21 protein-coding genes and 1 pseudogene are annotated in these 26016 nt (G+C 63.7%); 12 read left to right on the top strand and 10 right to left on the bottom strand.

Translation table 11 applies throughout. The features are described 5' to 3' along the window. The first annotated feature begins 6 nt into the window (after positions 1-6). From HV770_RS33725 to HV770_RS33705, 5 genes are read left to right on the top strand one after another with little or no spacing between them, the layout of a single operon-like run. Positions 7-2406 carry a xanthine dehydrogenase family protein molybdopterin-binding subunit gene (locus tag HV770_RS33725; protein WP_175165809.1) on the top strand — a complete coding sequence of 800 codons (2400 nt, stop codon included), beginning with the start codon at positions 7-9 and terminating at the stop codon, positions 2404-2406. After that, positions 2403-3230 carry an FAD binding domain-containing protein gene (locus HV770_RS33720; protein ID WP_175165808.1) on the top strand — a complete coding sequence of 276 codons (828 nt, stop codon included), beginning with the start codon at positions 2403-2405 and terminating at the stop codon, positions 3228-3230. The genes HV770_RS33725 and HV770_RS33720 overlap by 4 nt, the downstream gene beginning before the upstream one ends. After that, a complete protein-coding gene (locus tag HV770_RS33715; RefSeq protein ID WP_246291449.1) occupies positions 3227-3754 on the top strand; it encodes a (2Fe-2S)-binding protein in 528 nt (175 codons plus the stop codon). The genes HV770_RS33720 and HV770_RS33715 overlap by 4 nt, the downstream gene beginning before the upstream one ends. A 35-nt stretch (positions 3755-3789) precedes the next feature. Beyond that, on the top strand, positions 3790-4581 hold the full coding sequence (locus tag HV770_RS33710) for an SRPBCC domain-containing protein (protein ID WP_175165807.1): 792 nt from the start codon (positions 3790-3792) through the stop codon (positions 4579-4581). Beyond that, entirely contained in the window at positions 4578-5753 is a 1176-nt protein-coding gene (locus tag HV770_RS33705) for an oxamate carbamoyltransferase subunit AllG family protein (RefSeq protein ID WP_175165806.1), read from the top strand. Before HV770_RS33710 ends, HV770_RS33705 begins: the two co-directional genes overlap by 4 nt. A gap of 132 nt (positions 5754-5885) precedes the next feature. Here the strand turns inward: HV770_RS33705 and HV770_RS33700 are convergent, their stop codons facing one another. Both HV770_RS33700 and HV770_RS33695 read right to left on the bottom strand, forming a co-directional pair. Then, a complete protein-coding gene (locus tag HV770_RS33700; protein WP_175165805.1) occupies positions 5886-6434 on the bottom strand; it encodes a MarR family winged helix-turn-helix transcriptional regulator in 549 nt (182 codons plus the stop codon). A gap of 40 nt (positions 6435-6474) precedes the next feature. After that, positions 6475-7101, bottom strand: coding sequence for a DUF1989 domain-containing protein (locus HV770_RS33695; protein WP_175165804.1), 627 nt, complete (start codon positions 7099-7101; stop codon positions 6475-6477). A 436-nt stretch (positions 7102-7537) separates the two neighbouring features. On the opposite strand from HV770_RS33695, the gene HV770_RS33690 reads away from it, so the two are divergent. Genes HV770_RS33690 through HV770_RS33675 form a run of 4 tightly spaced genes read left to right on the top strand, consistent with a single transcriptional unit; the run spans position 7538 to position 10583 of the window. Continuing rightward, positions 7538-8419: a transporter substrate-binding domain-containing protein gene (locus HV770_RS33690; protein ID WP_175165803.1), complete on the top strand. Its 882-nt coding sequence runs from the start codon at positions 7538-7540 to the stop codon at positions 8417-8419. A 21-nt stretch (positions 8420-8440) separates the two neighbouring features. Then, positions 8441-9085, top strand: a complete 645-nt coding sequence (locus HV770_RS33685) for an amino acid ABC transporter permease (protein ID WP_175165802.1) — start codon at positions 8441-8443, stop codon at positions 9083-9085. After that, the gene (locus HV770_RS33680; RefSeq protein WP_175165801.1) at positions 9082-9741 is read left to right on the top strand and encodes an amino acid ABC transporter permease; all 660 of its coding nucleotides are present in this window, start codon (positions 9082-9084) and stop codon (positions 9739-9741) included. The genes HV770_RS33685 and HV770_RS33680 overlap by 4 nt, the downstream gene beginning before the upstream one ends. A gap of 8 nt (positions 9742-9749) precedes the next feature. Beyond that, positions 9750-10583 carry an amino acid ABC transporter ATP-binding protein gene (locus tag HV770_RS33675; protein WP_281366292.1) on the top strand — a complete coding sequence of 278 codons (834 nt, stop codon included), beginning with the start codon at positions 9750-9752 and terminating at the stop codon, positions 10581-10583. A gap of 74 nt (positions 10584-10657) precedes the next feature. On the opposite strand, the gene HV770_RS33670 is transcribed toward HV770_RS33675, so the two are convergent. The 3 genes from HV770_RS33670 to gltA all read right to left on the bottom strand — a co-directional run bounded on the left by HV770_RS33670 (position 10658) and on the right by gltA (position 16412). After that, positions 10658-11932 (bottom strand): hypothetical protein, encoded by a 1275-nt coding sequence (locus HV770_RS33670; protein ID WP_175165800.1) that lies wholly within the window; start codon positions 11930-11932, stop codon positions 10658-10660. Between the two features lie 584 nt (positions 11933-12516). Beyond that, positions 12517-14796 carry an amylo-alpha-1,6-glucosidase gene (locus HV770_RS33665; protein ID WP_175165799.1) on the bottom strand — a complete coding sequence of 760 codons (2280 nt, stop codon included), beginning with the start codon at positions 14794-14796 and terminating at the stop codon, positions 12517-12519. A gap of 317 nt (positions 14797-15113) precedes the next feature. Continuing rightward, entirely contained in the window at positions 15114-16412 is a 1299-nt protein-coding gene (gene gltA, locus HV770_RS33660; protein WP_175165798.1) for a citrate synthase, read from the bottom strand. A 419-nt stretch (positions 16413-16831) separates the two neighbouring features. On the opposite strand from gltA, the gene HV770_RS33655 reads away from it, so the two are divergent. Beyond that, positions 16832-17233, top strand: coding sequence for a hypothetical protein (locus HV770_RS33655; RefSeq protein WP_175165797.1), 402 nt, complete (start codon positions 16832-16834; stop codon positions 17231-17233). 102 nt (positions 17234-17335) lie between these two features. On the opposite strand, the gene HV770_RS33650 is transcribed toward HV770_RS33655, so the two are convergent. The 3 genes from HV770_RS33650 to HV770_RS33640 form a co-directional block, all read right to left on the bottom strand. Beyond that, entirely contained in the window at positions 17336-18124 is a 789-nt protein-coding gene (locus HV770_RS33650; protein WP_175165852.1) for an alpha/beta fold hydrolase, read from the bottom strand. A 319-nt stretch (positions 18125-18443) separates the two neighbouring features. Continuing rightward, positions 18444-19496 (bottom strand): rod shape-determining protein, encoded by a 1053-nt coding sequence (gene mreB / locus HV770_RS33645; protein ID WP_175165796.1) that lies wholly within the window; start codon positions 19494-19496, stop codon positions 18444-18446. Positions 19497-19685: 189 nt separating this feature from the next. After that, complete coding sequence (locus tag HV770_RS33640; protein WP_175165795.1) at positions 19686-20345, bottom strand: alpha/beta hydrolase; 660 nt, start codon at positions 20343-20345, stop codon at positions 19686-19688. Between the two features lie 331 nt (positions 20346-20676). Between HV770_RS33640 and HV770_RS33635 the strand changes: the two genes are divergently transcribed. Next, a complete protein-coding gene (locus HV770_RS33635) occupies positions 20677-22254 on the top strand; it encodes a DHA2 family efflux MFS transporter permease subunit (RefSeq protein ID WP_175165794.1) in 1578 nt (525 codons plus the stop codon). Positions 22255-22363: 109 nt separating this feature from the next. Here the strand turns inward: HV770_RS33635 and HV770_RS33630 are convergent, their stop codons facing one another. Further along, positions 22364-23113 carry an AraC family transcriptional regulator gene (locus tag HV770_RS33630; protein WP_175165793.1) on the bottom strand — a complete coding sequence of 250 codons (750 nt, stop codon included), beginning with the start codon at positions 23111-23113 and terminating at the stop codon, positions 22364-22366. 158 nt (positions 23114-23271) lie between these two features. Next, on the bottom strand, positions 23272-24141 hold the full coding sequence (locus tag HV770_RS33625) for an NmrA family NAD(P)-binding protein (RefSeq protein ID WP_175165792.1): 870 nt from the start codon (positions 24139-24141) through the stop codon (positions 23272-23274). 1296 nt (positions 24142-25437) lie between these two features. Between HV770_RS33625 and HV770_RS33620 the strand changes: the two are divergent. Continuing rightward, positions 25438-26016, top strand: a pseudogene (locus HV770_RS33620) (hypothetical protein); the annotation flags it as partial.

The following is a 26016-nucleotide window of genomic DNA, read 5'->3' as shown; positions in this document are numbered from 1 at the left end:
GACACGATGAAACGTGCAGCCACCATAAAGTCGCCGCAGCGGCCGCAAGGCATCGGCGCGTCGCTGCCGCGCAAGGAAGACGACCGCTTCATGCACGGACGCGGCGAGTATGTCGGCAACATCCGGATGGTCGGCATGGTCGATGTCGCGTTCGTGCGCAGTCCGATTGCGCACGGCCATATCGTTGGAATCGAAAAGCCCGCTGGTCTGGAGAAGTTCGTCTACACGCTCGCCGATCTGGACGGCGTGAAGCCGATCGTCGCGAATTCGGGGCTGCCGGGCTTCAAGCCGTCCGAACAGCCCGTGCTGGCGCGCGCCAAGGTGCGCCAGGTCGGTGAGATGATCGCCATGTGCGTGGCCGCGAGCCGCGCTGCCGCTGAAGATATCGCCGCGCAGGTGTTCGTCGATTTCGAAGAGTTGCCGGCCGTCGTCGATATGCTCGATGCGCGCCGCGACGGGTCGGCGCTCGTTCACGAAGAATGGGGCGACAACGTCTTTCTCGAAACCTTTGTCGACGCGAAGCCGGATGTCGATCTCGACGCGATCCGCCGCGACGCGCCGATCAAGGTGCACCGCAAGCTGCGCACCGCGCGCCAGAGCATGGCGCCGATGGAAGGCCGCGGCGTGGTCGCGCATTGGGACCGGCGTCTGTCGCAACTGATCGTCCACACCTCGGCACAGATGCCGCACATCACGCGCACGGGCCTCGCGCACTGTCTCGGTCTCGACGAAGGCCAGGTGCGCGTGATCGCGCCGGACGTCGGCGGCGGCTTCGGCTACAAGGGCATCTTGCTGCCCGAGGAAGTGTGCTGCGGCTGGCTCGCGATGCATCTGGACAAACCTGTGCGCTGGATCGAGGACCGCCGCGAACAACTGACCGCCAACGCGAACTGCCGGGAACACGACTACGACATTACAGCCTATGCCGCCCGCGACGGACGCCTGCTCGCGGTCGATTGCGAAGCCAGCGTCGATTCGGGCGCGTACTCGTCGTATCCGTTCTCGGCTTGCCTCGAAGCGGCCCAGGTCGGCAGCATTCTGCCCGGCCCGTACAAGATGGACCGCTACCGCTGCCGGACCTGGTCGGTGGCGACGAACAAGCCGCCGATCCTGCCCTATCGTGGCGTCGCGCGCACGGGCGTGTGCTACGCGATCGAATCGATCATGGACGCGATCGCCGTCGAAGCCGGCATGGAGCCGTACGAGGTGCGCCTGCGCAACCTCGTCGAGCCGCACGAGATGCCCTACGACAACATCACGAACAAGCACTTCGATAGCGGCGACTATCCGCAAGCCGTGCGGCGCGCGATTGCCGCGATCGATCTGCCCGCGGTCCGCGCGCGTCAGCAGCGTGGCGAGCCGGATGGCCGGCGGCTCGGCTTCGGCATGGCGGTATTCTGCGAGCAGGGCGCGCACGGCACGTCGGTGTACCACGGCTGGGGCATTCCGATGGTGCCGGGCTACGAGCCGGCCGTGATCCGCCTCACGCCCGACGGCATTCTCGAAGTGCGCGCGGGCGTGCATTCGCATGGCCAGGGCATGGAGACGACGCTCGCGCAGATCGCGCACGAAGTGCTCGGCATCGATACGGAGCACGTGCGCATCGTGCTCGGCGACACCGGCGTCACGCCCTACTCGACGGGCACATGGGGCTCACGCTCGATCGTGATGGCGGGTGGCGCATTGGGCCAGGCCGCGAAGGAACTCAAACAGCGCCTGCTGAAAATCGGCGCGTGGCTGCTGAAGGAGCCGCTCGAAGCCGTGCGTTGGGAAAACGGCGCGGTGTGCGGTGCCGGCACGCGCCGCACGATCGCGGAAATCGCGCGCACCTGGTATCTCGCCCCGCAACTGCTGCCGCCCGACGTCGATCCGCGCGGCCTCGAAGTGTCGACGTCGTATCAGGCGAAGCGCGACACGGGCACGTTCAGTTACGCATGCCACGCGGTCGTCGTCGCGGTCGATACGCAACTCGGCAAGACCGACATTCTCGATTACGTGATCGTCGAAGACGGCGGCGTGCTGATCAATCCGATGGTCGTCGACGGACAGGTGTACGGCGGGGCCGCGCAGGGCATCGGCACGGCGCTCTATGAAGCGATGCCGTACAGCGAAGACGGTCAACCGCTCGCCTCGACGCTCGCCGACTATCTGTTGCCGGGCGCGACCGAAGTGCCAGCGATCCGTATCGAACATATGGAAACGCCCGCGCCGTACACCGAATTCGGTCAGAAAGGCATCGGCGAAAGCGGCGCGATCGGCTCGCCCGCTGCGATTGCGAATGCCGTCAACGATGCGCTGCGCCCGCTCGGCGTGCAGGTCAATCAGCTGCCGATCGCGCCGCGCGTGATCGTCGACGCGTTGCGAGCGGCGACCCAGGTCCGCGCGACGAAGGAAATGCCCGCATGAAAGCCGCCATTTACGACTACGCCAAGCCCGCGACGTGCGACAGCGCGGTCGCTATCGTCAGTCCGACCGAAGGCATGGCCAAGTTCGTCGCCGGCGGCCAGTCGCTGGGTCCGATGATGAACCTGCGCCTCGCGCAGCCCGACATGCTGGTCGACCTGCGCGGCATTGCCGCGTTGCGCGAATGCCGGATCGAAGGCGGCACGACCTTCTTCGGTGCATGCATCACGCACGCCGAGATCGAGGACCGCAAATGGGACGACGGCACACAGGGATTGATGCCCTACGTGGCGCGCGGCATTGCGTATCGTGCCGTGCGCAATCGCGGCACGCTCGGCGGCAGTCTCGCCCATGCGGACCCCGCTGCCGACTGGATCAACACGATGGTCGCGCTCGACGCCGAACTGCTCATCGCGGGCCCTGACGGGTCGCGCTCGCTCGCGGCCGGCGACTGGATGAGCGGCGCGTTCACCACCGCACTCGAGCCCGACGAGATTCTCACCGGCGTGCGCGTGCGGCGTCTGTCATCGGCAGCACGCTGGGCATACTACAAGTTCAACCGCAAGCCAGGCGAGTTCGCCGAGGCCATTGCGATCGTCCTCGACGATGCGCCGGCGGGCATCTGCCGCGCGGTGATCGGTGCTGTCGAAGGCCCGCCGTATCTGATCGCAAACGCGCGAGCGTTGCTCGATAGCGCGCACGCCGCTTTGCTCGATCCGCATCTCGAGGCAGCCGGCCTCGAAGCGGGAAGCTACGAATACCAGGTGCATCGCGTGGCGCTCGAACGGGCGATCGCGATGGTCCGCGACAACAGGAAGCAGACATGACCGATCTCGTCACTTGCGTCACCCAGCGCATCGCGCTGCGGGTCAATCGCGAAGACGTGTCGGCGGCCGTGGAGCCGCGCACGAGCCTCGCCGATTTTCTGCGCGAGCAGCAGATGCTGTGCGGCACCAACATCGGCTGCGAACAGGGCGTGTGCGGAGCCTGCACGCTGCTGGTCGACGGCATGCCGACGCGCTCGTGCATTACGTCGGCGGTGTCGTGCGCGGGCGCGGAGGTCCAGAGCATCGAAGGCTTCGACGACGACGCCGTGATGAACGCGCTGCGCGCCGCCTTCACGGCCGAACACGCGCTGCAATGCGGCTACTGCACGCCGGGCATGCTGATGAGCGCACGCGACATCGTCACGCGCCTGCCCGATGCCGACGACGAACGGGTGCGGCTCGAACTGTCGGGCAATCTATGCCGCTGCACAGGCTACGTCGGCATCGTGCGCGCGATCCGCCGCGTGCTGGACGCGCGCCGCGCGAGCCAGACCGCGCCGCTCGCTGCGGCTGCTGCCGTCTGATTCCGATTCCACGCGTCGAACCAACGGACATCTTCATGGAAATAGAGCAAAGCTTTACCGTGCCGTACCCGCGTGACGTGGTGTGGGCTTCCTTTCACGACACAGCGGGCATCGTCGCGTGTCTGCCGGGCGCGTCGCTGAGCGCGCCGCCGGATGAAGGGCGGCTGAAACTCGCGATGACCGTGAAGCTCGGGCCGATCGTTGCGAGTTTTGCCGGCGACGGCGAGATGAAACTCGACGATGCCGCCTGGCGCGGCAGTGTCACCGGCGGCGGAGTGGATCGCAAAAGCGCATCGCGGGTGAAGGGCGAAGCCGCGTTTTCGCTCGACGACTCGACACCTGGCGAAACTCGCGTCGATGTCAAAGTGGACTATTCGATTGCCGGCAGCCTCGCGCAGTTCTCGCGCGGCGGGATCGTCAAGGAACTCGCGACACGGATGACCGAAGCGTTTGCCGCGAATTTGAAGAAGCGGCTGGATGACTCGATTGCGCAGGCCGCACTCGTCGAGCGGGATGCGCAAACGGCCACGGCCGCTATGGCGGAAGCAGAACCTCTGGCGACGACGATGGCCGGGTCTGTGGATACGCCGCTCGATAACGGCGCCGTTGAGCCGCCAATCCGGTCCGCCGATCAGCCTGTAAATCAGCCTGTAAATCAGCCCGTCAATCAGCCCGCCGGTGCGCCCGCGCCGCCGACCACCCCCGGCGCAGGGCCGCTTCATCGTGCGAACCCGCCTGCCGCCGCACCGCTGAATCTCGGCAACATGGTCTGGAAGATCCTGTGGTCGCGGCTATGCGGCGTGTTCGGCTTCGGGGCACGCCGATGACCTCTGCGGCCAACGATGCCGCCCTGCAACGCCTGTATGCCGTCCGCCCGCAATGGCGCGCCGTTCGCCGCGCACGCGACGCCGTCGGCTTGCCCGATTTCACATTGCTGCATGCAGGCCCGCCCTACGCGAACCCCTGCAAGCCGCCTGCGCCGGTGTTGTCCTCGGCGGTGCTGTGCTGCCTGTACGAAGGCTGGGCGACGAGCGAGCAGGACGCCGAGCGGCTGATTGCCAGCGGCCGCGTGACGCTCGTTCCGGCGCAATCATATGGCGTGGTGACGCCGCTTGCCGCCGTGATTTCCGGCAGCACGGCGCTGGTCGAAGTTGCCGATCGGACAGGCGCTGCATGGTCGCTGCTGGGCAGCGGCGCGGGGCCGCAACTGCGCTTCGGTTCACGCGACCCCGCCATTCTCGAACGCATGACATGGCGCGACACGGTGCTCGCGCCAGTGCTCAGCCACGCGCTGTCGGGCGAGCACGTCGATCTGATCGCCCTCGCCCGTCACGGCCTCGACAACGGCGACGATCTGCATACCCGGACCACGGCCGCGAGCGCGGCGCTTTACGCGTTACTGTCGCCCCGGCTCACGGATGCATCGGTCCATGCGATGCTCCAGCAGACGCCGCTGTTTTTTCTCACGCTCTGGATGGCGGCCTGTTGCCTGATGACGTCGGCGGCCGCGCAGGGTGCGGAGCCTGCATCGACGCTAGTCGTCGCGCTCGGCGGTAATGGCGTCGATGTCGGCATCCGGCTGGCGGGTCGCCCATCGCACTGGACCACCGCACGCGCGGCCGCGCCGCAAGGACCGCGCATGAATCCCGCACTCGACGTAGCCGCCGCGCCGCTGACCGGCGATAGCGGCGTGATCGACGCCGCCGGCTTCGGCGCGCAGGCGCTCGGGCACGCGCCCGAACCGGCGGCCGCCTTCGCGCCGTGGCTTTCCCCCGGCTGGCAGCCCGAGCAGGCCCAGTTGTACGCGGGGACACACCCAGCCTTTGCCGATCTACACGCCGGTCTCGATGCCGCACGCGTGATCCGGCGCGGCGTCGCACCGCTCGCGGCAATCGCGATGGTCGGTGCGGACGGCCGCGCGGGACTGCTCGGCCGGGGGCTCTTCGCCGCGCACGTCGGCCTGTTTGCCGCGGCGCTCCAGGACCTCAAGGATGCATGACGCGCGCAAATCGCTCGCAGCGGGATTGAACGGGCGCGTTCGTCGCGCTGCCTTTTTCAATCGCACCGAAAGACGACGCGCGCGGTTCACGCGGCAATATCAACATGCCAAGCACGATGAGAAACAACGACGTTACGCGTCTTCGTCGCTCTTTTTCGCGCCACCTCCGACGGGCGTTCTGCTGAGGTCGTTATTCGTTTCGACGAGCAAGGCCAGATACGCCATGAAGCGCTTGCGATCGTCCGGTGCGAGCGCGGCAAGCGTTCGCTCATGCGCGCGCGCGACGCCTTCTTCGAGACGCCCTAGCAGCGCCCGCCCGACATCGGTGAGTTCCGCCACCTTCTTGCGCTTATCGGTCTTCGATACGCGGCGTTGAATGAAGCGCCGCTCGACCAGCCTTCCGATCACATCGGCCGTATTCGCACGATCGAGCCCGACCGCACGCGACAGTGCGATCTGCTCGGACGGCCCCATCTGTTCGAGCGCTGTGAGAATGCTGTACTGCACGGGTGTGATGCCCTCCGGCGCACACTCTTCGACGAACAGTGCTACGTGAATCTGATGCAGCCGGCGGATCAGGAAGCCGGGGCGCGCGTCCAGCGCGGTATGACGCCAGTCCGTGAGCGTGTCGGCGCTCCCGGGCTCCTTGGCAGGTTTTACTTTTTTCGGGCTCGCGGCCATGAAGTGCTCTTGTCGGTTTCTGGTGTTGGCGTGCGGAGGGTCAGGCGCGCCACACCGTTACTTCAATCGGCGTAGGCCTGAAGCCCGAGGAAGGATTGTTCTGCTGCGGACAGTTCGACAGCATAGCGATCACCGGCATCTCCGCGCGCAGCACCACGTAATCTCCCGCTTTCGACGAACCTGGCGCGATTTCGATTTCGCCTTGCTCGCCGACCGTCACGCGCATGAAGAAGTTGATGTTCGAGACGATCTCGGACGGACCGAGCGACCATTTGGCCAGCTCGTGCACGAAGTTATGGCGGCAGCTGAGCGTGTTGTGCACGCCATAGCGCAGCAGATCCATCTCGTGGCTGCAGCAGCCTGCCAGGGTGTCGTGAAAGCCGCAGGAGTCTTCGAGCACCGAGAACATTTTCCGCGCCCGATCGGACCAGATCGTCGAGCCCTTGCTCACATACAACGAGCGGTTGAGCTTCACCGTGTTCGGCACGTTCAGCCGGTCAAGCGGCATCTCGCCGCCATAGCAAAGGAAATCGACTGCCTGCTGACCTTCCAGATCGACGATACGCAACTGGTCGCCGGTTTCGAGCCTTTTCGACCAGCGGCCACCCGGCTCGATGACTTCGCGTGAAGCCGGTTCCCGCGTGGCGAGTTCGTTATGCTGTTCCATGGCGTCAAGCCTCCTTGTTTGGGCGTGCAGATCCGATATTTTCCACGATTCGTTAGTACACATCGTATCAGCAAAATAAACGCTTGCCGCGTTATCTGGCGCTCCACATCGGGTCCGTCATCGCTGCGCGATAAGCCCCTGCTCGCACAGCGCGTGACGCGGTCCAAAAAAGTGCATCGATGGCGCTTTACATGGGCTTTGGGTGTTGGTTTGGTGCGCTCTTCGCCCGCTGCCGGCGCATCTCGTCGGTCACGGAAACCGCCGACGCCCGAGTCAACGGGCATTCCACAGACTGGCATGCAATTTGCGATTGATATGCAAACTTGTAAGTGTGCATACGAATTTCGCTTCGCACATGAACGAGGCGGCCGTCCGGCCAAGAAAGCGCGCTCTCCGCGCGACAACCGCGTCACACCAGCTAAAAGAGGGGTACTCAATGTCGTCTCTCATCATCCAGCGCGCCGAAGCGGGCGCCACCCGCCGTTCCGGCCTCCGCCGTCTCGCGCAGAACTCGTTGCGCACGCTGTTCGCGATCGCCGCGTTTGCAGGTGCCGCGCACGTCGCGAATGCAGCAAGCGCGGATGAAATCAAGTCGCGTGGCTATATTTCGGTGGTGACGGAAGACGATTTCAAGCCGTTCGAATTCGTGGACAACGGCACGCCCACCGGCTACGACAACGAAATGCTCGCGCTCGTGAAAAAGAAGCTGCCCGTGCAGATTCGTCAGCAGATCATGCCGTGGTCGGGCATCCTGCCCGGCGTGACAACCGGCAAATACGACATGGCGGTGACTGCGGTGCTCGTCACGCCGGAACGCAAAGGCACGTTCGACTTCACCGCGCCGCTCGCGGAATCGACGACGTTCTATGCGGTCAAGAAAGGCTCGCCAATCAAATCGGCTGACGATCTGGTCGGCAAGATCATCGGCGTGCAGACCGGCAGCGCGATGCTGGCCGACGTCAAGGCATTCGACGAACAGCTGAAAAAGACCCATGGCGGCAAGGGCCTCAAGCAGATCGTCGAGTATCAGTCGTACCCGGAGATCTATCAGGACCTGGCGCTGGGCCGGCTCGACGTCGCGGCAAATACGCAGATCAACCTGAATTCGCTGATCAGGACGCGCCCCGATACATTCGTGATCGGCGAGAAGATCGGCAGCCCTGTGTATATCGCATGGGCAGTCAAGAAGGGTGACACGGCCGCGCTGCAAATGGTGAACGGCGCCCTGCTCGATCTGCGCAAGAGCGGCGAGATGTACCAGATGCAGAAGAAGTGGTTTGGCGCGAGCTTCGAATCGATGCCGCAATCCATTAACTGATCCCGCTGCCGAGCCCGCCTGATGACCGCTTACGACTACTGGAGCATTACACAAGGTGCGCTGGCGACCATATCGTTATCGCTCATCAGCATCGTACTCGGCGTGCCGCTCGGGCTCGGGCTCGCACTGATCCGCTGGGCGAAAGTGCCGGTGCTCGGGCGTATCGTGTATTCGTACGTGAGCATCGTGCGTTCGTGCCCGACCGTCACGCTGACCTTGCTGGTGTTCTTCGCGCTGCCGCAACTCGGATTGTCGCTCGATCCGGTTCCCGCTGCGATCGCCGCGTTGACCATCAGCACGTCGGCGTTCAACTGCGAGATCTGGCGCAGTGCGTTCGTCGAGTTTCCGCGCGACCAGTATGATGCGGCGCTGTCATTCGCGATGCCCCGCTTCACGCGCATCCGGCGCATCGTCTTGCCGCAGGTCTATCGCGCGAGCCTGCCCGGACTCGTCAACGAAATGACGCTGCAGATCAAGTCGACGCCCGCCGTCGCGGTGATCGGCATTGTCGAGATCACGCGCGCCGCGCTGCGGGTCGGCTCGAATACCTATGAGCCGCTGCCTCCCTTCATTTTCGCGCTCGTGCTGTACGGCCTGATCGTGTTCGCGCTGATCCGGTTGAAACGCATGGTCGAGAAACGTCTTCGCACCGGAGGCCTCGCTTGATCGCCAACTTTCTGATCATCTGGCAGCAGCGCGACGCCGTACTCGCGGGGCTGCTCAACACGGTGATCCTGCTCGCCGTCTCGGGCGTGGCGTCGCTCCTGCTCGGTGCGCTGCTCATGCCGATGCTGATGTCGCAGAACAAGGCAGTGAGGCGTGTGGCCGCCGTCTATGTCGACGCGATGCGCTGTGCGCCGTTCCTGCTGTTCGTCTACCTGATCTACTTTGGTCTGCCGACGCTCGGCATGCGCATGTCGAACTGGTCCGCGGGCGCCCTCGCGCTGATTCTCTATAACGCGGCCTACATGGGCGAGCTGTTGCGCGGCGCATGGGTCGAACTGCCCGCGTCGCTGATCGAATCAGGTAAGGCGTTCGGCTTTCGCGGCTTCACCCTCCTGCGGCGCATCATCCTGCCGCCCGTCATGCTGCGCGCGACGCCGCTCGTGGGCAACCAGTTGGTCCAGATCGTCAAGGACAGCGCGTTCCTGACGGTCATCGCGGTCGGTGAACTGACGCACGAAATGACGGGCATCCAGGCCACCTACTTCATTCCGTTCGCGGCCTTCGTCGCGGCGGTTCTCCTTTACTGGTGCATCTGCCTCGCGATCGAAGCAGGCACCGGCATGCTGAACAAATTCGCCGAGGAGCGTCGAGCGTGACTGCTGCCATGCCTTTAACCCTGCCGGAAACTGGGCCGGCCGATGCCGTGACCCCGCGCGCCAACGTGCTGAATCTCGTCGGCATCTCGAAGTCGTTCGGCGACAATCAGGTGCTGCGCGATGTGTCGCTGAAGGTCGCCCAAGGCGAGACGGTCTGTCTGCTTGGCCCGTCCGGCTGCGGCAAGTCGACCTTGCTACGCTGCATCAACTGGCTCGAAGTGCCCGACGCGGGCAGCGTGCATGTGTCCGGCCAGCGCATGGGCGTGCGCGACAACACGCGTATCCGCATGAGCGACGCCGACCTCGCGAAAATACGCGCGAAGATCGGCATGGTCTTTCAGCATTTCGCCCTATGGCCGCATCTGAGCGTGATTGACAATGTGATGGAGGCGCCGCTGCACGTGCTCAAACGCGATCGCGCGACGGTGCGGGCGGAAGCGATCGAACTGCTCGATCGCGTGGGCCTCGCCGACAAGCATGACCAGTTTCCGTCGCGCCTGTCGGGCGGCCAGAAGCAACGCGTCGGCATTGCACGCGCGCTCGCCATGAAACCCGATGTGCTGCTATTCGACGAGCCAACCAGCGCGCTCGATCCGATGCTGGTCGGCGAAGTGCTCAGCGTGATGCGCTCGCTGGCGAACGAAGGCGCGACGATGGTGATCGTCACGCACGAAATGGAGTTCGCGCGCCAGGTCGCCGATCGCATCGTGTTCATGGATGGCGGGCAGGTTGTCGAAACCGCGCCGCCGCAGAAGTTTTTCGGCAGCCCGGAGTCGCTGCGCGCACGGCAGTTTCTTGCCCGCTTTCACGGCCATGGCGGCGCCGGCATTCCGGCTAGCTAGGTAGTCGATAAACGGCCTCAGTACTCCGAAGAACTACACAGCGGACGATCACGCGCCCGCCGTGTCCCGGCCGATCACTTCGGTTCGTACCACGAATAGGTGGCGAGCGTGCTAACCGGCGTGCCAATCTGCAAAGTGATGTCGCGCAGCGAGGTCAACTCGATGTTGCGCAGATCGCCCATGTAGCGCCGCGAGTCGCCATTGTCGTTGATGTAGGCGACGACGTTCCCAGTCACACCGGCCACGTTCGTGCTGCTAAGCGGCTGGCCCCAGATATCGAAGAACTGGCCAAGCGTGAAGGTCTTGAAAGTCGGCGTTTCGATATGGATGATGCCGGTCTGGTCGTGGGTGTGCATTTCATAGTTGCACTGGGGCAGAATGCCGACGAGGGCGGGTATCGCAAGCCACTGGCCGTCCTTGAAAATAGCGAGGTGTGCATGGACGTGATACAGCTCGCTCATGTTGGCTGCGCAGATCAGACCGTCCACGTTCGAACCCTTGCCCCCGGTCGCGGTGTTACCGGACGGCCAGAAGTTGTTCCCCACCACACCGAGGTACACGAGCGTGATCGGGTTTGGATCGAATGGCGGCGGATCGGTCCATGCGTACGTCGGGATCTGGGTCAAAGGCGTGCCGATTTCAATCGTCACCTCGCCATGCGCGGGCAGCACGAGGCTCGCAGGATCGCCTGTGTATTGCGTGAGCGCGCCGCCATCGTTCACGTAGATGGTGATGGGCGAGCCGCTCACGCCGGCGACGCTGGAAGCGTCGATCGTTTGCCCCCAGATCGAGAAAAACTGCCCCAAGGTGTATGACACGTGGGTGCTCGCGTCCATGTGGATTTTGCCGGTTGAATCCACCGTGTGCAGCGGATATGCACAGCCAGTCTGCGCTGCCATGGTCGGCTCGACCATGCCGACATTAGCCGGCAGCGCAAGCAGGCGCCCGTTCTGATAGATGGACAGATGCGCGTAAGTGTAGGCGCTGCTGCGCACGGTGCAGTTGAGGCTGCCCACCGCTTGACCCCGTCCACCTGATGACGTGGAGCCCGTGGGCCAGAAGGCGTCGCCGAGCGTCGTGCCGTCGATCACCGATGTGGCGGCGGCCAGCGTCGGCGTCGTCGCGCTGGGGGTCGATGCACCTGAGGCGGGGGTGGCTGCTGCCGGAGTGCTGGCGGAAGTAGGCGCACTGGCAGCGCCCGGAGCACTGGCAGCGCCTGGAGAACTGGCCGCGCCGCCCGCATTGCTTGAGGCACCCGTCGAGCCCTCTCCCCCTCCGCCTCCGCCACAACCGGTCAGTGCCAGGAAGACGCCAATCGCGAGCAATCGTGAACTCGATCCTGTCAACATGTCGTACTCCGCCCAGGTCGTTACAAGAGGAATTGGGTACAGCAGATCACTTCAGGAGCAAGCGTCTCGCTAGAACGTATCGATTGATCGAGACTGCGCGCAACAGCGAGTCCCGCGAATGCACGACGCGTGCAAATCGCCGGACCCGATGCCAGTACATGTTTAAGACCTTACTTCACATTACTTAAAATTACGTGTTTCATGCCGATTGAGCGTAACAGATGTCATCAGAAAGCGAACCAAATGAACCACAGCGTTTTGCGCCTTTTCGTGTCGTATTTGTGCGAGTCGGCGCGCATCCGTGGCGGTGAGAAATCCGAACATGGCCGGCGGACAGACGCTCGTCGGGCGTCTGGCGGCATTGGATGAGAAGGCGCGCTTCCGCGGTCATCCGGTCGTGGAAGCGCCCTTTCGTGTGGAGGACTATCTATCTGGCCACCCTCATCATGCAAAAGCATCGAGGATGGTCCGAGGTGGCAATTACGTTGGTCAAAGTGAGCGACGGGAAAGTGACCCACCCTTTCACGACATCCTTCAATCCCCGACCGGTATGTCGGCCATGAGGCAGGCAGACGCGCTCCCGGCTAAAGCAACGCCACCACCCTGACATCGCCCTGCTCGGCCGACGCCACCACCTTCTCGCCGATGCGGCGGAACGTGATCGACACCGACGAATCGCCGACGCGCAGATCGCCGATTTCAAGCCAGTCGATGCCTTCGGGCAGCATCGGCTGCTCGATCACCACTTCGCGCCGCTCGGCGTCGATCATGATGCCCAGACAGGCTTCGAGCATCATGAACGGCGAACCGGCCGCCCACGCCTGCGGCAGACACGCAACCGGGTACGCGGTGGGCGGCTCGCCGCGCCGCCGTGGAAAACCGCAGAACAGCTCGGGCAGACGCATGTCGAAATTGACCGCCGCCTGGAACAGCGCCTGCAACAGGCGCACGGCCGCCGCCTTGCCGCCGTAATGCGACAGGCCGCGCGCGCACAATGCGTTGTCGTGCGGCCAGACCGAGCCATTGTGATAAGCCATCGGGTTGAAGCGCGCCTGGCTCGCGGCCAGCGTGCGCACGCCCCAGCCGGTGTGAAACAGCGTGGAGTCGAGGGCGCGCACCACCGCTTCGCCGCGCTCGCGCGTCGGCAGCCCGAAGGCCAGCAGGTGGCCCGCATTCGACGCCATCACACGGCACAGTTCGCCATGGCCGTCGAGCGCGATACCGTAGAAGCCGGACTCTTCCATCCAGTACTTCTCTTCGACACATTGACGGATTTTCTTCGCGCGCTCGCTGTATTGCGCAGCCGGTTCGCGCAGGCCGCGCAGTTTTGCGAAGCGCGCCATCGTGTCGAACGCGGCGCTCGCATACGCCTGCACTTCGACGAGTGCGATCGGCCCGTCGGGAAAGCGGCCGTCGGCATGGAACACCGAGTCGTGACTGTCTTTCCAGCCCTGGTTCGCGAGGCCGCCGTCCGACTCGCGCTGATAGTCGAGCAGGCCGTAGCGGTTCTTGTCGCACACGCCCGCGACCCATTGCGCGGCACGTTCTAGCGCCGGCCACAATTCGTCGATCAGCGCGAGGTCGCCGGTGCGCGCCGCATAGGCGCCGGCCAGCACGATGAACAGCGGCGTGGTGTCGACGCCGCCGTAGTACAGCGCGAATGGCACCTCGCCGGCGGCGGCCATTTCGCCCTTGCGCATCTCGTGCATGATCTTGCCGGGCGCGGCGTCGCGAAACGGCGAATTCTCGCGCGCCTGATGCTCGGCAAGAAAGCGCAGCACGCCCGCGGCCAGTTGCGGTTGCAGCCACAGCGTCTGCAACGACGTGATGACAGCGTCGCGGCCGAACGGCGTCGAGAACCACGGGATGCCCGCATAGGGATACGGGCCGGTTGCGAGATCGGTGGTTAGCAGGCCGAGGTCGGCGAACGAGCGATCGATCCATGCATTGAAAAGCGGATTGCTCGAGCGCACGCGCGCGGTCGTGCGGCGGCGTTCGCGCATCACGAGGTGGGCATCGACCAATGCGGCGCGCACCGCCGCGCGGCCAACGCGCGGACGCTCCGCATCGATTTGTGACAGATGGCTTTCGCTCAGCGCATGCACGGGTTGCGAGACGTCGGCGCCCGCCTTGTCCGACTGTGCGACGACCTGCACCGCGACCGACAGATAAATCGACACGCACGCTTGCGCTGGCAGTTTGACGGTGTAGTCGGCGCGGTCGTCGAACAGATTGTCCGGCTCCGGCGCGAACGCGATCTGCACATTACGCGCGACGTCGTCGAGACCGATATAGCCGAGCAGCACTTGACGATTCTCCACGCGCGCCGATTCGATACGGCCTTGCTTGTCGCGCTTCAGGCCGCGCACTTCGAACATGTCGCGAAAGTCGCTCGCGAACGAAATGGACAGCGGCACCACCGCGTCGCGCGTGCCGTAGTTGGTGAGTTCGATGGCTTCGTTGAGCACGGTGCCCGACAGCACGCGCACGCGCTCGACGTGGATCACGCCTTCGGGCGTGCTGTCGCCGCCGAGCGGCGGCAACGGACGATTGGTCAGATGCGCGGTGAACGAGGTGTTGTCGCTGCTGACGCTGCCCGACAGCAGCGACGGCGCACGGCCGCCGAATGTCAGGCGCAGTTGCGAAAGAACGCGAGTGTCGTTGACGAACAGGCCGTCGTCGTGGCCCGTAATATCGCCGAGCGGGTCGTTGACGATGAAGGTGTCGCCCGACTTCAGTACGTGCTGGGTGGCACTCGCGACATTGAGGTTTTCCGTCGGGATGAATACGCCGTCCGGCTCGGGCTCGCGGTGATCGACGCCGCCCGAGAGGGACACACCACCGAGGGTTTCTGGCTGCTGCATCAGGGTCACTCCTATGGGTTCGCTTCTGCTTTCAGTTTCACATTCGGTCGCCGCTTCGTGCCGGCCGGTCGCTTCCGATTGTAGAGGGTCTGTCCGCGTCAGACGAACTTATCGCAGGGGAGTTTCGGTTTTTTTGCGAGGTTTGTTGCGTGGTTTTTTCGTGGCACAGGACGTGCAGAGGGTTTGGCTTTGAGGCGACGCGAGCGGGGTCGGTCTTTTTCGCGGGAGGATGCCGTCAGCATGCGCCTTCAATCAGGATTTCAGCGCAAAAAAAAAGGCCGTCGCGCAGTCATCGGACTGCCGACGGCCCCGACACATTAACGCTGCGTCACCGGTTTGGCTTCGCGCTGCGTCTCACCCACGAACAACTGGCGCGGGCGGCCGATCTTCTGCTCAGGATCGGCAATCATTTCGTTCCACTGCGCAATCCAGCCAACCGTGCGCGCCATCGCGAAGATGCACGTGAACATCGCGGTCGGAATGCCCAGTGCGCGTTGCACGATGCCCGAGTAGAAGTCGACGTTCGGGTACAGCTTGCGTGACACGAAGTAATCGTCTTCGAGCGCGATCTTTTCCAGCGCCATGGCGAGCTTGAACAGCGGATCGTCGTGCAGGCCCAGCTCTTCCAGCACCTCGTGGCAGGTCTCGCGCATCAGCTTCGCGCGCGGATCGTAATTCTTGTAGACGCGGTGACCGAAGCCCATCAGCTTCACACCCGAGTTCTTGTCCTTCACCTTCGCGATGAATTCGGGGATGTTGTCGACCGAGCCGATTTCTTCCAGCATGTTCAGCGCGGCTTCGTTCGCGCCGCCGTGCGCCGGGCCCCACAGACATGCAATGCCCGCCGCGATACACGCGAACGGATTTGCGCCCGAGGAACCGGCGAGACGCACGGTCGAGGTCGATGCGTTCTGTTCGTGGTCCGCGTGAAGGATCAGGATGCGGTCAAGCGCGCGCACCAGCACGTCGTTGACCTCGTACTCTTGCGCCGGATTGGCGAACATCATGCGCATGATGTTCGCGCTGTAGGACAGGTCGTTCTTCGGATAAACGAATGGTTGACCCACGGTGTACTTGTACGCCATCGCGACGAGCGTCGGCAGCTTTGCGATCATGCGGATCGCGGAGACCTCGCGGTGCTGCGCGTTATTGATGTCGAGCGAGTCGTGATAGAACGCCGACAGCGCGCCGACTGCGGCAACCAGAATCGCCATCGGGTGCGCGTCGCGACGGAAACCGCGGAAGAAGAAGTGCATCTGCTCATGCACCATCGTGTGCTTCGTGACGGTGTTCACGAACTCTTCTTTCTGCTGCGCGTTCGGCAGTTCGCCCTTGAGCAGCAGATGACAGGTTTCGAGAAAGTCGGCGTTTTGCGCGAGGTTGTCGATCGGGTAGCCGCGGTACAGCAACTCGCCCTTGTCGCCGTCGATATACGTGATTTCGGAATTGCATGCCGCCGTCGACATGAAGCCCGGGTCGTACGTGAACTTGCCGGTCTGGCCGTACAGCTTACGAATGTCGATCACGTCCGGCCCGAGCGAGCCTTGATAGATCGGTAGTTCAATCGTCTGGTCGCTGTCGGAAAAGCTCAGCGTTGCGTGTGTCTTCGAGTTCATCTACACGTTCCTTATACTTTTACATCGCACACGTGCCGGCATGCCCGACCTTCGTTTCTTCCGGACGCGTTGGCATGCTCAGGCTCCGCCTCGCATTCTACGGGCCAGGGGGGCGTCGATTGCGACGATTGACGGCAACAATCCATCTCGGCTCACGCAACATTCGTTGCCGGTGAAGCCGATGTGAACCACGCGCATACACGGCGTGAAAGATTCTCCACGCGCTGCACGACACTGCCAGCCAAATGAAAGTTAGCGCGCTCGGCGCAACAATGTTTTGCTCCAGTCGGACTGCGCAGGGGGCAGCGCATCTGCGATACTGGATTCGTGTTTTGCTTCCCCTGCTAACACATCGCTGTCTTTGGCCCGCCACGTCACGGCGGGCTTTTTTAATCAGCCAGAAGAACAGGAAGGACCCGATGAACGCCTCTCTCGAAACGCTATTTCCGGATCATGTTCACACGGAAGAGAACAGCGTCACCGCGCTGAATCATCAGGACATCGTCGTTGCGTTATCAGCGGCGCTGAAAGCGCAGGACGTGGCAGTGCTGCACATGCTTTATCCGCGTACCGACGCACGCACGCATCGCAGTCTCGATACGCTCGTGAATGTATTGCACGGCCACGGCCTGCATGAAGTGGCGGACCTGATCGCTGAGGAAGCGCACTATCTGCTGTTCAAAGACCCTGTGAAAGCGTGGAAAGCCTTCCACGAAATTCGCAACGATTCGCTCGCGATCGGCGTGCATCTCTATTACCACGGCCTCGTCGGCGAAGCGGCGGAACGCGCGCTCGATAAAGACGCGCATCGCAAGGTTTGAGGATGATTGTCTGATTGGAAAGCCGGGCCGGGCTGCCGCGCGTGAAGCGCCGCAAGCAGCCCGGCACGGTGGCGAAATGGCCGCACTACGCGCCCATATCGCTCACTGCACGCCCATCGCGCGAATGAACTCGTCGACGTAGCGATTGAACGCGCCGGGATGCGCGAGGTTCATTCCATGCGAGGCGCCACGCACCGTCTCGCGGCGCGCATCGGGCAGCCACGATTGCAACGCGGCGGCGGTACGCCGGAACATCTCGGGGCTCTTCTCGCCGTCGATCAGCAACACCGGGCAGCGCACTTCGGCCGCATCTTCGGGCACGTAGGCCGGCAACGGATCCTGGAATTGCCGCGCGAGCGTGTGCGCGTTATCGGTGGCCATCCTGCGAAAGCCGGGCGTGCTCATCGCCCAGAAACCGGGCCGGCTCACCGAGTCGACGAACAGCTGCAAGCCCGCTTCCACTTCCCCGCCTTCGATCAGTTGCGCCGCTTTCGCACGCAACGCGTTGACGGTCTCCGGCAAACGCGCAGGCAGACGCCCGGCGATCTGCAGCGGACCGCCCGGATCGGCGAGCGTCAACGTGCGTACGCGTTCGGGATGACGCCGCGCGCAATGAAACGCCACACAGCCGCCGCGTGAATGCCCCACCACGTGCGCCGGTCCCGCACCGAAACGGTCGATGAATTCGGCGACTTCGTCCGCATGCCTGCTCCAGCTGAACGGCAGACCAGGCTCGCTATCGGTCATCGGCCAGTAATGCGTGAGACTCACCGCAACACAGCGATACTGCTTCGAAAGACCGGCGAGTTGCGGTTGCCAGTAGCGGTAATCGCACAGCGAGCCGTGCACGAACAGCAGCAGTTCGCCCTCGCCCGCTTCCACGTAGGGCATGCGCAGACCGCTTTGCAGTTCGATGAAAGATGGCGAAGACGACGAAGCGGAAACAGATTGATTCACGGATGATTCACAGACAGCGCGGCAGCACGCCAATTCAGCGGCGCCGGCGAGAAATGGAATGGGGAAAAAGCCTCAACACCCTGAAACTGGGACGCGGACGCGTATTGTCACATAGCTGCCCGCAGCATGCGGTCGCTCGCTCGCGATGCGGCATTGGCTCGACGGACAAGCAGGACTCGTACGCCCGAACCGTCAGCGGGGGCGCGTTAAAACACCCCACCGGCAAGCCCCTGCCTCTTCCCGCGACCCGCCCTCATTCGTAGCCGGCTTCGTCGAGCAAACCGGACGCGGCAGCCGCACCAGCCCCTCGCACCGCACAGGTCAGCGGTTCATCGGCCACCCGCACTTCGAGCCCGAGTTCACGGGTCAGGCGGCGCCCCAAGTTGGCGAGCAGCGCGCCGCCGCCGGTCAACACGACGCCGTTGTGCGCGATGTCCGTCACCAGTTCGGCGGGCGCGCTTTCGAGCCCGCGCTTGACCGCACCGATCACCTGACGCAACGGCCCTTCGATCGCCTCGGCGATATCGTGATTGCTCAACTGCACCGTGCGCGGCAAGCCGTCGTCGACGCTGCGGCCGGTCGCGTTCATCTGCTCGAACGGCACCTCACGCACCGCCGAACCGATGTTCTTCTTCACGTGCTCGGCGGTTTGCTCGCCAAGCAGCACGCCGTACAGATTGCGCACATAGCTCACGATCGCCGCGTCGAAGTTGTCGCCGCCCACGCGCACCGAGCCGCTATACGCGGTGCCGCCGAGCGCGATCACGCCCACTTCGGTGGTGCCGCCGCCGATATCGACCACCATCGATCCGGTCGCGTCCCCCACCGGCATGCCCGCGCCGAGCGCCGACGCCAGCGACTCGCCGATCAGGCTGACCTTCCAGGCGCCGGCCGCAACCGCCGCTTCCTTGATCGCGCGCCGCTCGACCTGGGTCGCGCCCGCCGGTACGCACAGCGTGAACGCGGCGCGGCGGCTGAACAGCGGCCGTGGTCGCGCCATGTCGACGAACTGGCGAATCATGTGCTCGGCGGCGGAGAAATTGGCGATCACGCCGTGGCGCATCGGCCGCACCGTTTCGAGATTGCGCGGCGTGCGGCCGAGCAACTGGCGGGCTTCCGTGCCCACCGCGGCGACGCGCTTGGATCCGGCCGCAGGCTCTTTCTGGAAACACACGACGGACGGCTGGTTCAGCACGATGCCGCCGTCGTCGGTGTAGATAAGGGTATTGGCCGTGCCGAGGTCCACCGCCACGGAAGGGCGGAACAGTCGCTCGAAGAGCGGGTGATGCGGCGTCGGTCTGGCCATAAGAAGGCTCTGATAAGTCGTTGTCTACCCATGCTGGGCAGTTTGAAAATGCGCCCCCGGTCCCCCGAGCCGCTCGGCACGCCCCGTCCGGCATTGGGCGATCCGCGCGGCGGGGGTGATTTTCAAGCTAATGACCGTTTAACGGCAAGCAGATCAATATCTTTAGAGCCACTTTTCATCAGGGCCGTGTCAACCGCGCGACAGTGCCCCCAATGAGCGCTCCAGCGCCTCGCGGCCGAGCGCGACGCCGTCGGCGTCGATCGTGTGGCCGATGCCGGGCAGCACGTACGCGTCAACGGTGTAGCCGGCGTTGCTGAATGCGTCGGCGGCGTATTCCAGTTCGCGCACCGGGATCACTTCGTCGTTCTCGCCGTGGATCAGCGTGAGCGGCGTGCCGTTGTTCGCGACGATGGCCGACGCAAGCCGCCCCGAATAGGCGACGACGCCGGCTGCGCCTTCGGCGCTGGCCGCCACGTGATACAGCGCCATGATCGAACCTTGCGAAAAGCCAACGAGCGCAAGGCGGCCGAAAGCCACCTGCCAATGTGCGAGTTCTGCTTCGAGCACGCCGCGCAGCGCCGGATAGGCGGCGCTCACGCGCGCCTCCCGATTCGCTTCGTTGACGTCGCGCAGGCTGAACCATTGACGGCCGCCGAAGCCGCCGTCGAACGCGTCGGTGCCGTCGAGCGAGGTGAACGCGACCTCTGGCAGCGTCTCGCTCCAGATGTCCGCGAGAGGCATCAGATCGCGCGCATTGCTGCCGACGCCGTGCATCAGCACGACAAGGCCTTTGGCAGGCGCGCTCACCGGCGCGCGCCGCCAGCCGTGTTCGAATTGTTCCCAGGCCATATGCGTTTCCTTTTCTGTTGGTCGATTCGTGGTTCGTGTGCGGTGCGCGTCCACGCGGCGAGCGCCTGCCCGACGCATGCCTTGCCGGCTTGATACGCCGCAATGGCCTGCGTTGACCACGACGATGTCACGCAGGCCATCGGCAGCCCCAACCGCGAGCATACGCTGAGCGCCTTGTCCGCGCCGCCCGGCGCGCATCCGCGACGACGTCAAAATCCGAATACAGGTATGCTTTTGCGATCATTCGACGGACCCGCCGACGGGCGTCTCCCGCTCGCGGGGAATAGCCCATCCGTCCACACCGTCCGCAGCACCCGTTCCGGAGAGCCCATTGAGCCAGCCCACCGCCGCGCCCGCTTCCGCGCCGCCTGCCCCGCCACCGCCGCTCGAAGGCGGCAAACTGGTTCTCGCCACTGTCGCCGTCGCGCTCGCGACGTTCATGAACGTGCTCGACACGTCGATCGCGAACGTCGCGATTCCGACCATTTCGGGCAACCTCGGCGTCTCGGTCGATGAAGGCACGTGGGTCATCACCGTGTTCGCCGCGGCCAATGCGGTGTCGATTCCGCTGACCGGCTGGCTCACGCAGCGCATCGGTCAGGTGAAGCTGTTCGTCGGCGCGATCCTGATGTTCGTGCTGGCCTCGTGGCTGTGCGGCATTGCGCCGACGCTGCCGGTCCTGCTGCTCGCGCGGGTCTTCCAGGGCGCGGTGGCCGGCCCGCTGATTCCGCTGTCGCAGGCGATTCTGCTCGGCTCGTATCCGAAGGAGAAATCCTCGACCGCGCTCGCGCTGTGGGCGATGACCGCGACCGTCGGCCCGATTGCGGGCCCCGCGCTCGGCGGCTGGATCACGGATAGTTACAGCTGGTCGTGGATCTTCTACATCAACATTCCGGTCGGCCTGTTCGCGGCGGGCGTCACGTGGATGATCTATCGCACCCGCGAGTCGCCGACCCGCAAGCCGCCGATCGACGTGGTCGGGCTCGGCCTGCTGATCACGTGGGTCGCGTCGCTGCAGATCATGCTCGACAAGGGCAAGGACCTCGACTGGTTCTCGTCGCCGGTGATCGTGATTCTCGGCATCACCGCGCTGATCAGCTTCGCGTTCTTCCTCGTGTGGGAGCTGACCGAAGAGAATCCGATCGTCGATCTACGGCTTTTCCAGCAGCGCAACTTCCTCGGCGGCACGATTGCGATTTCGGTCGCGTACGGCGTGTTCTTCGGCAACCTCGTGCTGCTGCCGCAATGGATGCAGGAGTATCTGAACTACCGCTCCGTGGATGCCGGCCTCGTGACTGCGCCGCTCGGTATCTTCGCGGTGATACTCGCGCCGGTGATGGGCCGCGTGCTGCCGCGCTCGGACGCGAGGGTGATCTCGACGCTGGCGTTCGTCGGCTTTGCGATCGTGTTCTACATGCGCTCGAAGTACGTGATCGAAATCGACACCTGGCATCTGGTGCTGCCCACACTGCTGCAAGGCATTCCGATGGCGCTATTCTTCGTGCCGCTGACCTCGATCATTCTGTCCGGCCAGCCGCCGAGCAAGATTCCGGCAGCCGCGGGCCTGTCGAATTTCGCGCGGGTGTTTTGCGGCGCGGTGGGCACGTCGATCGCGGGTTCGGCGTGGAATAACCGCACCGTGCTCCATCATGCGCGGCTCACCGAACAGGCCAGCATCAACAACCCCGCGTTCAACCAGCAGATCGACACGACCCAGTCGCTGCTGCAGCTGAATACGCAATCGGCGCACGCGCTATTCGATTTCACCGTGAACACGCAGGCCGCAATGATGGGCCTGAACGACATTTTCTTCGTGTCGGCGATCATCTTCATCCTGATCATTCCATTGATCTGGATTACGCGGCCGGCCAAGGGCGGCGGCGGTCCGGGCGCGGCGGGCGCGCATTGAGCGAGTTGATGGGCTGTTGTATTCCGTGCGCGCGGGCGCGAGGGTTCGCTTGCTCCAGGCCTCTCGCATACGGTGACGCAGCCGGCGCTCGCGTGGCGCCGGTAGCGCGTCAGCGGAAATAGCGCGCGGGTGTGTCGCCGAACGCCTCGCGGAACACCGCGATAAACGACGACACGTCGTTGTAGCCCACGTCGAGCGCCACCTGCGTGACGCTCGCGCCGCCGCCCAGATGTTCGAGCGCGACCAGCAAGCGCAATTGCTGGCGCCATTGACCGAAAGTGTGCCCAGTTTCCTTGACGAACAGACGCGCCGCCGTGCGCGCCGTGACACCAGCGGCCGCCGCGAGCTCTTCGAGCACCGCGGGTTGCGCCGGGTCGGCGCTGAGCGCAGTGGCAATCCGTTCGATGCGCGGGTCGCCCGGCCAGTTCAGGCCCAGCGGCGCGGCGGGCAAGCCCGGCAGGCGATCGAGCAGCACCTGCATGAGACGGCTGGCGGGTTCGTCGAACGGTTGGTCGTGCGGCAGACCGGCCGCGGCGCTCAGCAATGCCTGCACGAGCGCGTCCGGCACGAGCGCGCCGCTTTGCACGGGCAAGGGCGCCGCGTCCGGGGTGGCATAGAGCGAATAGAGTTGCACGGGACGCGTCGCGTGCAGGCAGTGCAGCACGTTCGGCACGATCCAGACCGCGTGCCCGGGCGGCACGACCCAGCGGCCAGCCTCGGTACGCACGGTCAGCACGCCGTCGCTTACGTGAATCAGCCGTGCGTGACGATAGGCTCGCCACGGCTCGTCAAGCGTGTCATGGCGTTCGCCGACCACGAAGACCGTCTGGTCGACGCCGTTCGGATCGAAGGCTTCCATCTGGGGGTCCGGGTTGCCGCGTTGCTTCCACGAAGGCAGCAAGATTAGCACGGCTCGCGCGGAGGACTTTGGTGGGGACGTGAGAAGGCAATCACGGCTCCGACGGTCCACGCTCGGTGTGACGGTCGAATCTGGAGGAGAGATGACCGCCCCACCGGTTATCCCGCTCGTTCCGCCAACTCCGCCAACACCCGCTGAAAAGCCGTCGTGCCGATCACCCGCTCGTTCGCCCCGTCCTCGAAGTCGATCCACCCCGAGTTGAAGCCGTCGATCATTTCGATACGCGGCGCGGGCCATGCCGTGCCCTGCGCCTGGAATCGCGCGTCCCACTCGTCGCGCGGCACCGCCCGGGCCTCGACCCGGCGCCCCAGCACGCCGCCGAGCAGTGCGGCAATCTCGTGCTGCGTATAACGCTGCGGACCTTCGATCTCGATCACGCGCCGCCCTTGCCACGACTGCGCGAGCGTGTCCGCGATCACACGGCCGATATCCGCCGTGGCAACCATCGGATATGCACGGTCGAGCGGTTGCAGAAAGCTCGGCATTACCCCGGTTTCGCGAGCCGGCCCAATATCCCACAGCGAGTTCTCCATGAACCACGCGGGCCGCATGAACGCGGTCGGAATCGGCAGATCGACCAGCGCCCGTTCTAGTATGTGCACCTGCGTGATAAGCCCGAGGCCGGACTCGCGCTGCCCGCCGACCGACGATAGCGCCGCTACCCGCTCGGGCTTCGCCTTCGTCAACGCCTCCTTCAACACCGCGGCCGCCGCGTACGCATTCGGATAGCCGGGCTGCGGCGCGAAATTCGGCGCGATCATCACGAAAACGCCCGCCGCGCCGCGGAACGCGGCAGTGAGCGCCTCGGCGTCTTCGAACGACGCGATGGCGACCTCCGCACCCCGCTGCGTCCACTGCGCCGCCTTGCTCGCGTCGCGCAACACCGCGCGCACGGCATGCCCCGCATCCAGCAGCGCGCGCGCCGCCGCGCCGCCCACCTGCCCTGTCACACCGGTAATTGCAAACATGATCTTCGCTCCTCGATGACGGCGAATGCCGCTTTGGAACGCATTCTCGATGTTTCGGTAATATTTCGCGAGAGCATGTATGTCATTTTTTTAATGACTTTTTGTCATTCAAATGCCTTGTTTGCCGATGAAATGATCGAGCTCGCGAAGAAGTTCAACAAGTCCCCGGCACCGATCCTCACTGACAAGTACACAGTGCAGGGCCGATGATCGGATCGAACCGCTGCCGTCGCTTGAGTCCAGTGTCGCTGGGTGCTGCTCAGTGCCTTGTGTTTGCCACGATTAGCAAGCTGTACTGACGATGCCTCGACGTCGACGCCACGCAAGCCGAGATCGACCAGCGAGGAGTTCGGTTGCGACGTCCTAGGCAGATCGTGCAGTTAAATGGCGTTCTGTCGGGTGGCTCCGCCGGCGTGCGGTCGTCGTAAAAGTTGCGCGGAAACCTCCATGCACCGACGACCAGTCCTTATTGCCCCGTGCATGCGCGCCTTGGCATGACGCTGGCCGGGTGGCGCCGATTAATCATCGAGTGTGGACGAGTATGAAAGAAATCAGGACCCGTATTAGTGACCACTACTAGCCCCAAATTCCCTTGCAAATCGATATCTTTTCCGGGAGTTGTCCGACATAGCAATCTTCAGTAGCGCCAGCCAAACGCAGTTTGACGGGTTTTAGGGCGCGATTATTTCGCCCCCACTTGCCGCGCTGCCTAACGGCAGAAATTACCGACAACAATTTGACGGGCATCAGGGGAAACCCGAGAAAAAAGACGCTTCTAATATTTAGATGAATCAGGATATCCACTTAGATATGGCACTTATAACGCGTCGCCCACAGAAATAGGGCACGTACGAAGTCGCACCGGCAAATTTGAGTGAATATTCGAAAAATATCCTGCCGTGTGCGCCTTTCCGGTCGAGAGCGCGGAGTTTGCCTGCATTTTCCACCACCTTCAAATATATAGACGCCTCAAAGGGTCATATAACTTCGCTTATTAGTATTAATAATATAAAAGTATAGTCAACCGATTTATTTTGCGGCGTTACAGATTGTTACGACCGAATACTCGTTCAAAACGTTTCAGCCGCGTAACATCGCGGCTTCATTGCCTGGGCAGGGAGCGAACGTTCTAAACAAGGCAGGACCTGCGAGTTTAGTTGTCTCTCTTATACCGGGGCGCGTAGGTCGTTCCGCCTACCTTTCATCGGTGTTCAGTCGCTGTCAGGTCCCTCCAAGGGACTTCGGACGAGCGCTTGCTTGGTTCAGGACTTTCAAAAAAACTCACTTGTAGTTCAAATGAAATTTCAAACCTTACGTAATTGTTCACTCTACTTAGTACTCCCCATTATTGCAGCGTGTGGTGGTGGAGGTGATGACAAAAGCGACCCAACAGCCGTCGCCGCCAACGCTGTCGATCCGGTAGCTGTAGTCGATGTCGCGAGGCACCCGCCGTCGGTAAGCGGGACCACAATTCCACCCGCCACCTCGATCAATGATGAATGGGGTGCGGTCTGGTCGGTGAAGAAGGGCGTGGTCTATCGGGCGGGCCAGACAATTGGGTCGACGGCAAACGTCAAGCTGCTGCTCTGGTATGCCGGCAAAATGTATGCGCAAAACACCGGCAACAACTGGTGGGTGTGGCAAAAGAACAGTTGGGTGGTGTCTGCCGATCCGCGCCCTGCTGCCAGCGCTCCGGCCACTGCGTCCACGACTACCGCCACCACTACGACCACGTCGGCAGCCGCAACTCCCGCTGCCGCGCCAGCGATCCCGTTCTTCGGCGTCAATGAGCATTACAACTACGGCGGCATCTACACGTCGATCCCGCTCGCGACTCAAGCTGCAACACTGTCCGACCTGGGTCTGACCGCGAAC

This window comes from Paraburkholderia fynbosensis (genome assembly GCF_902859935.1).
In the GTDB taxonomy this organism is placed as follows: domain Bacteria; phylum Pseudomonadota; class Gammaproteobacteria; order Burkholderiales; family Burkholderiaceae; genus Paraburkholderia; species Paraburkholderia fynbosensis.
This window is presented reverse-complemented; position numbering and strand designations above follow the sequence as displayed.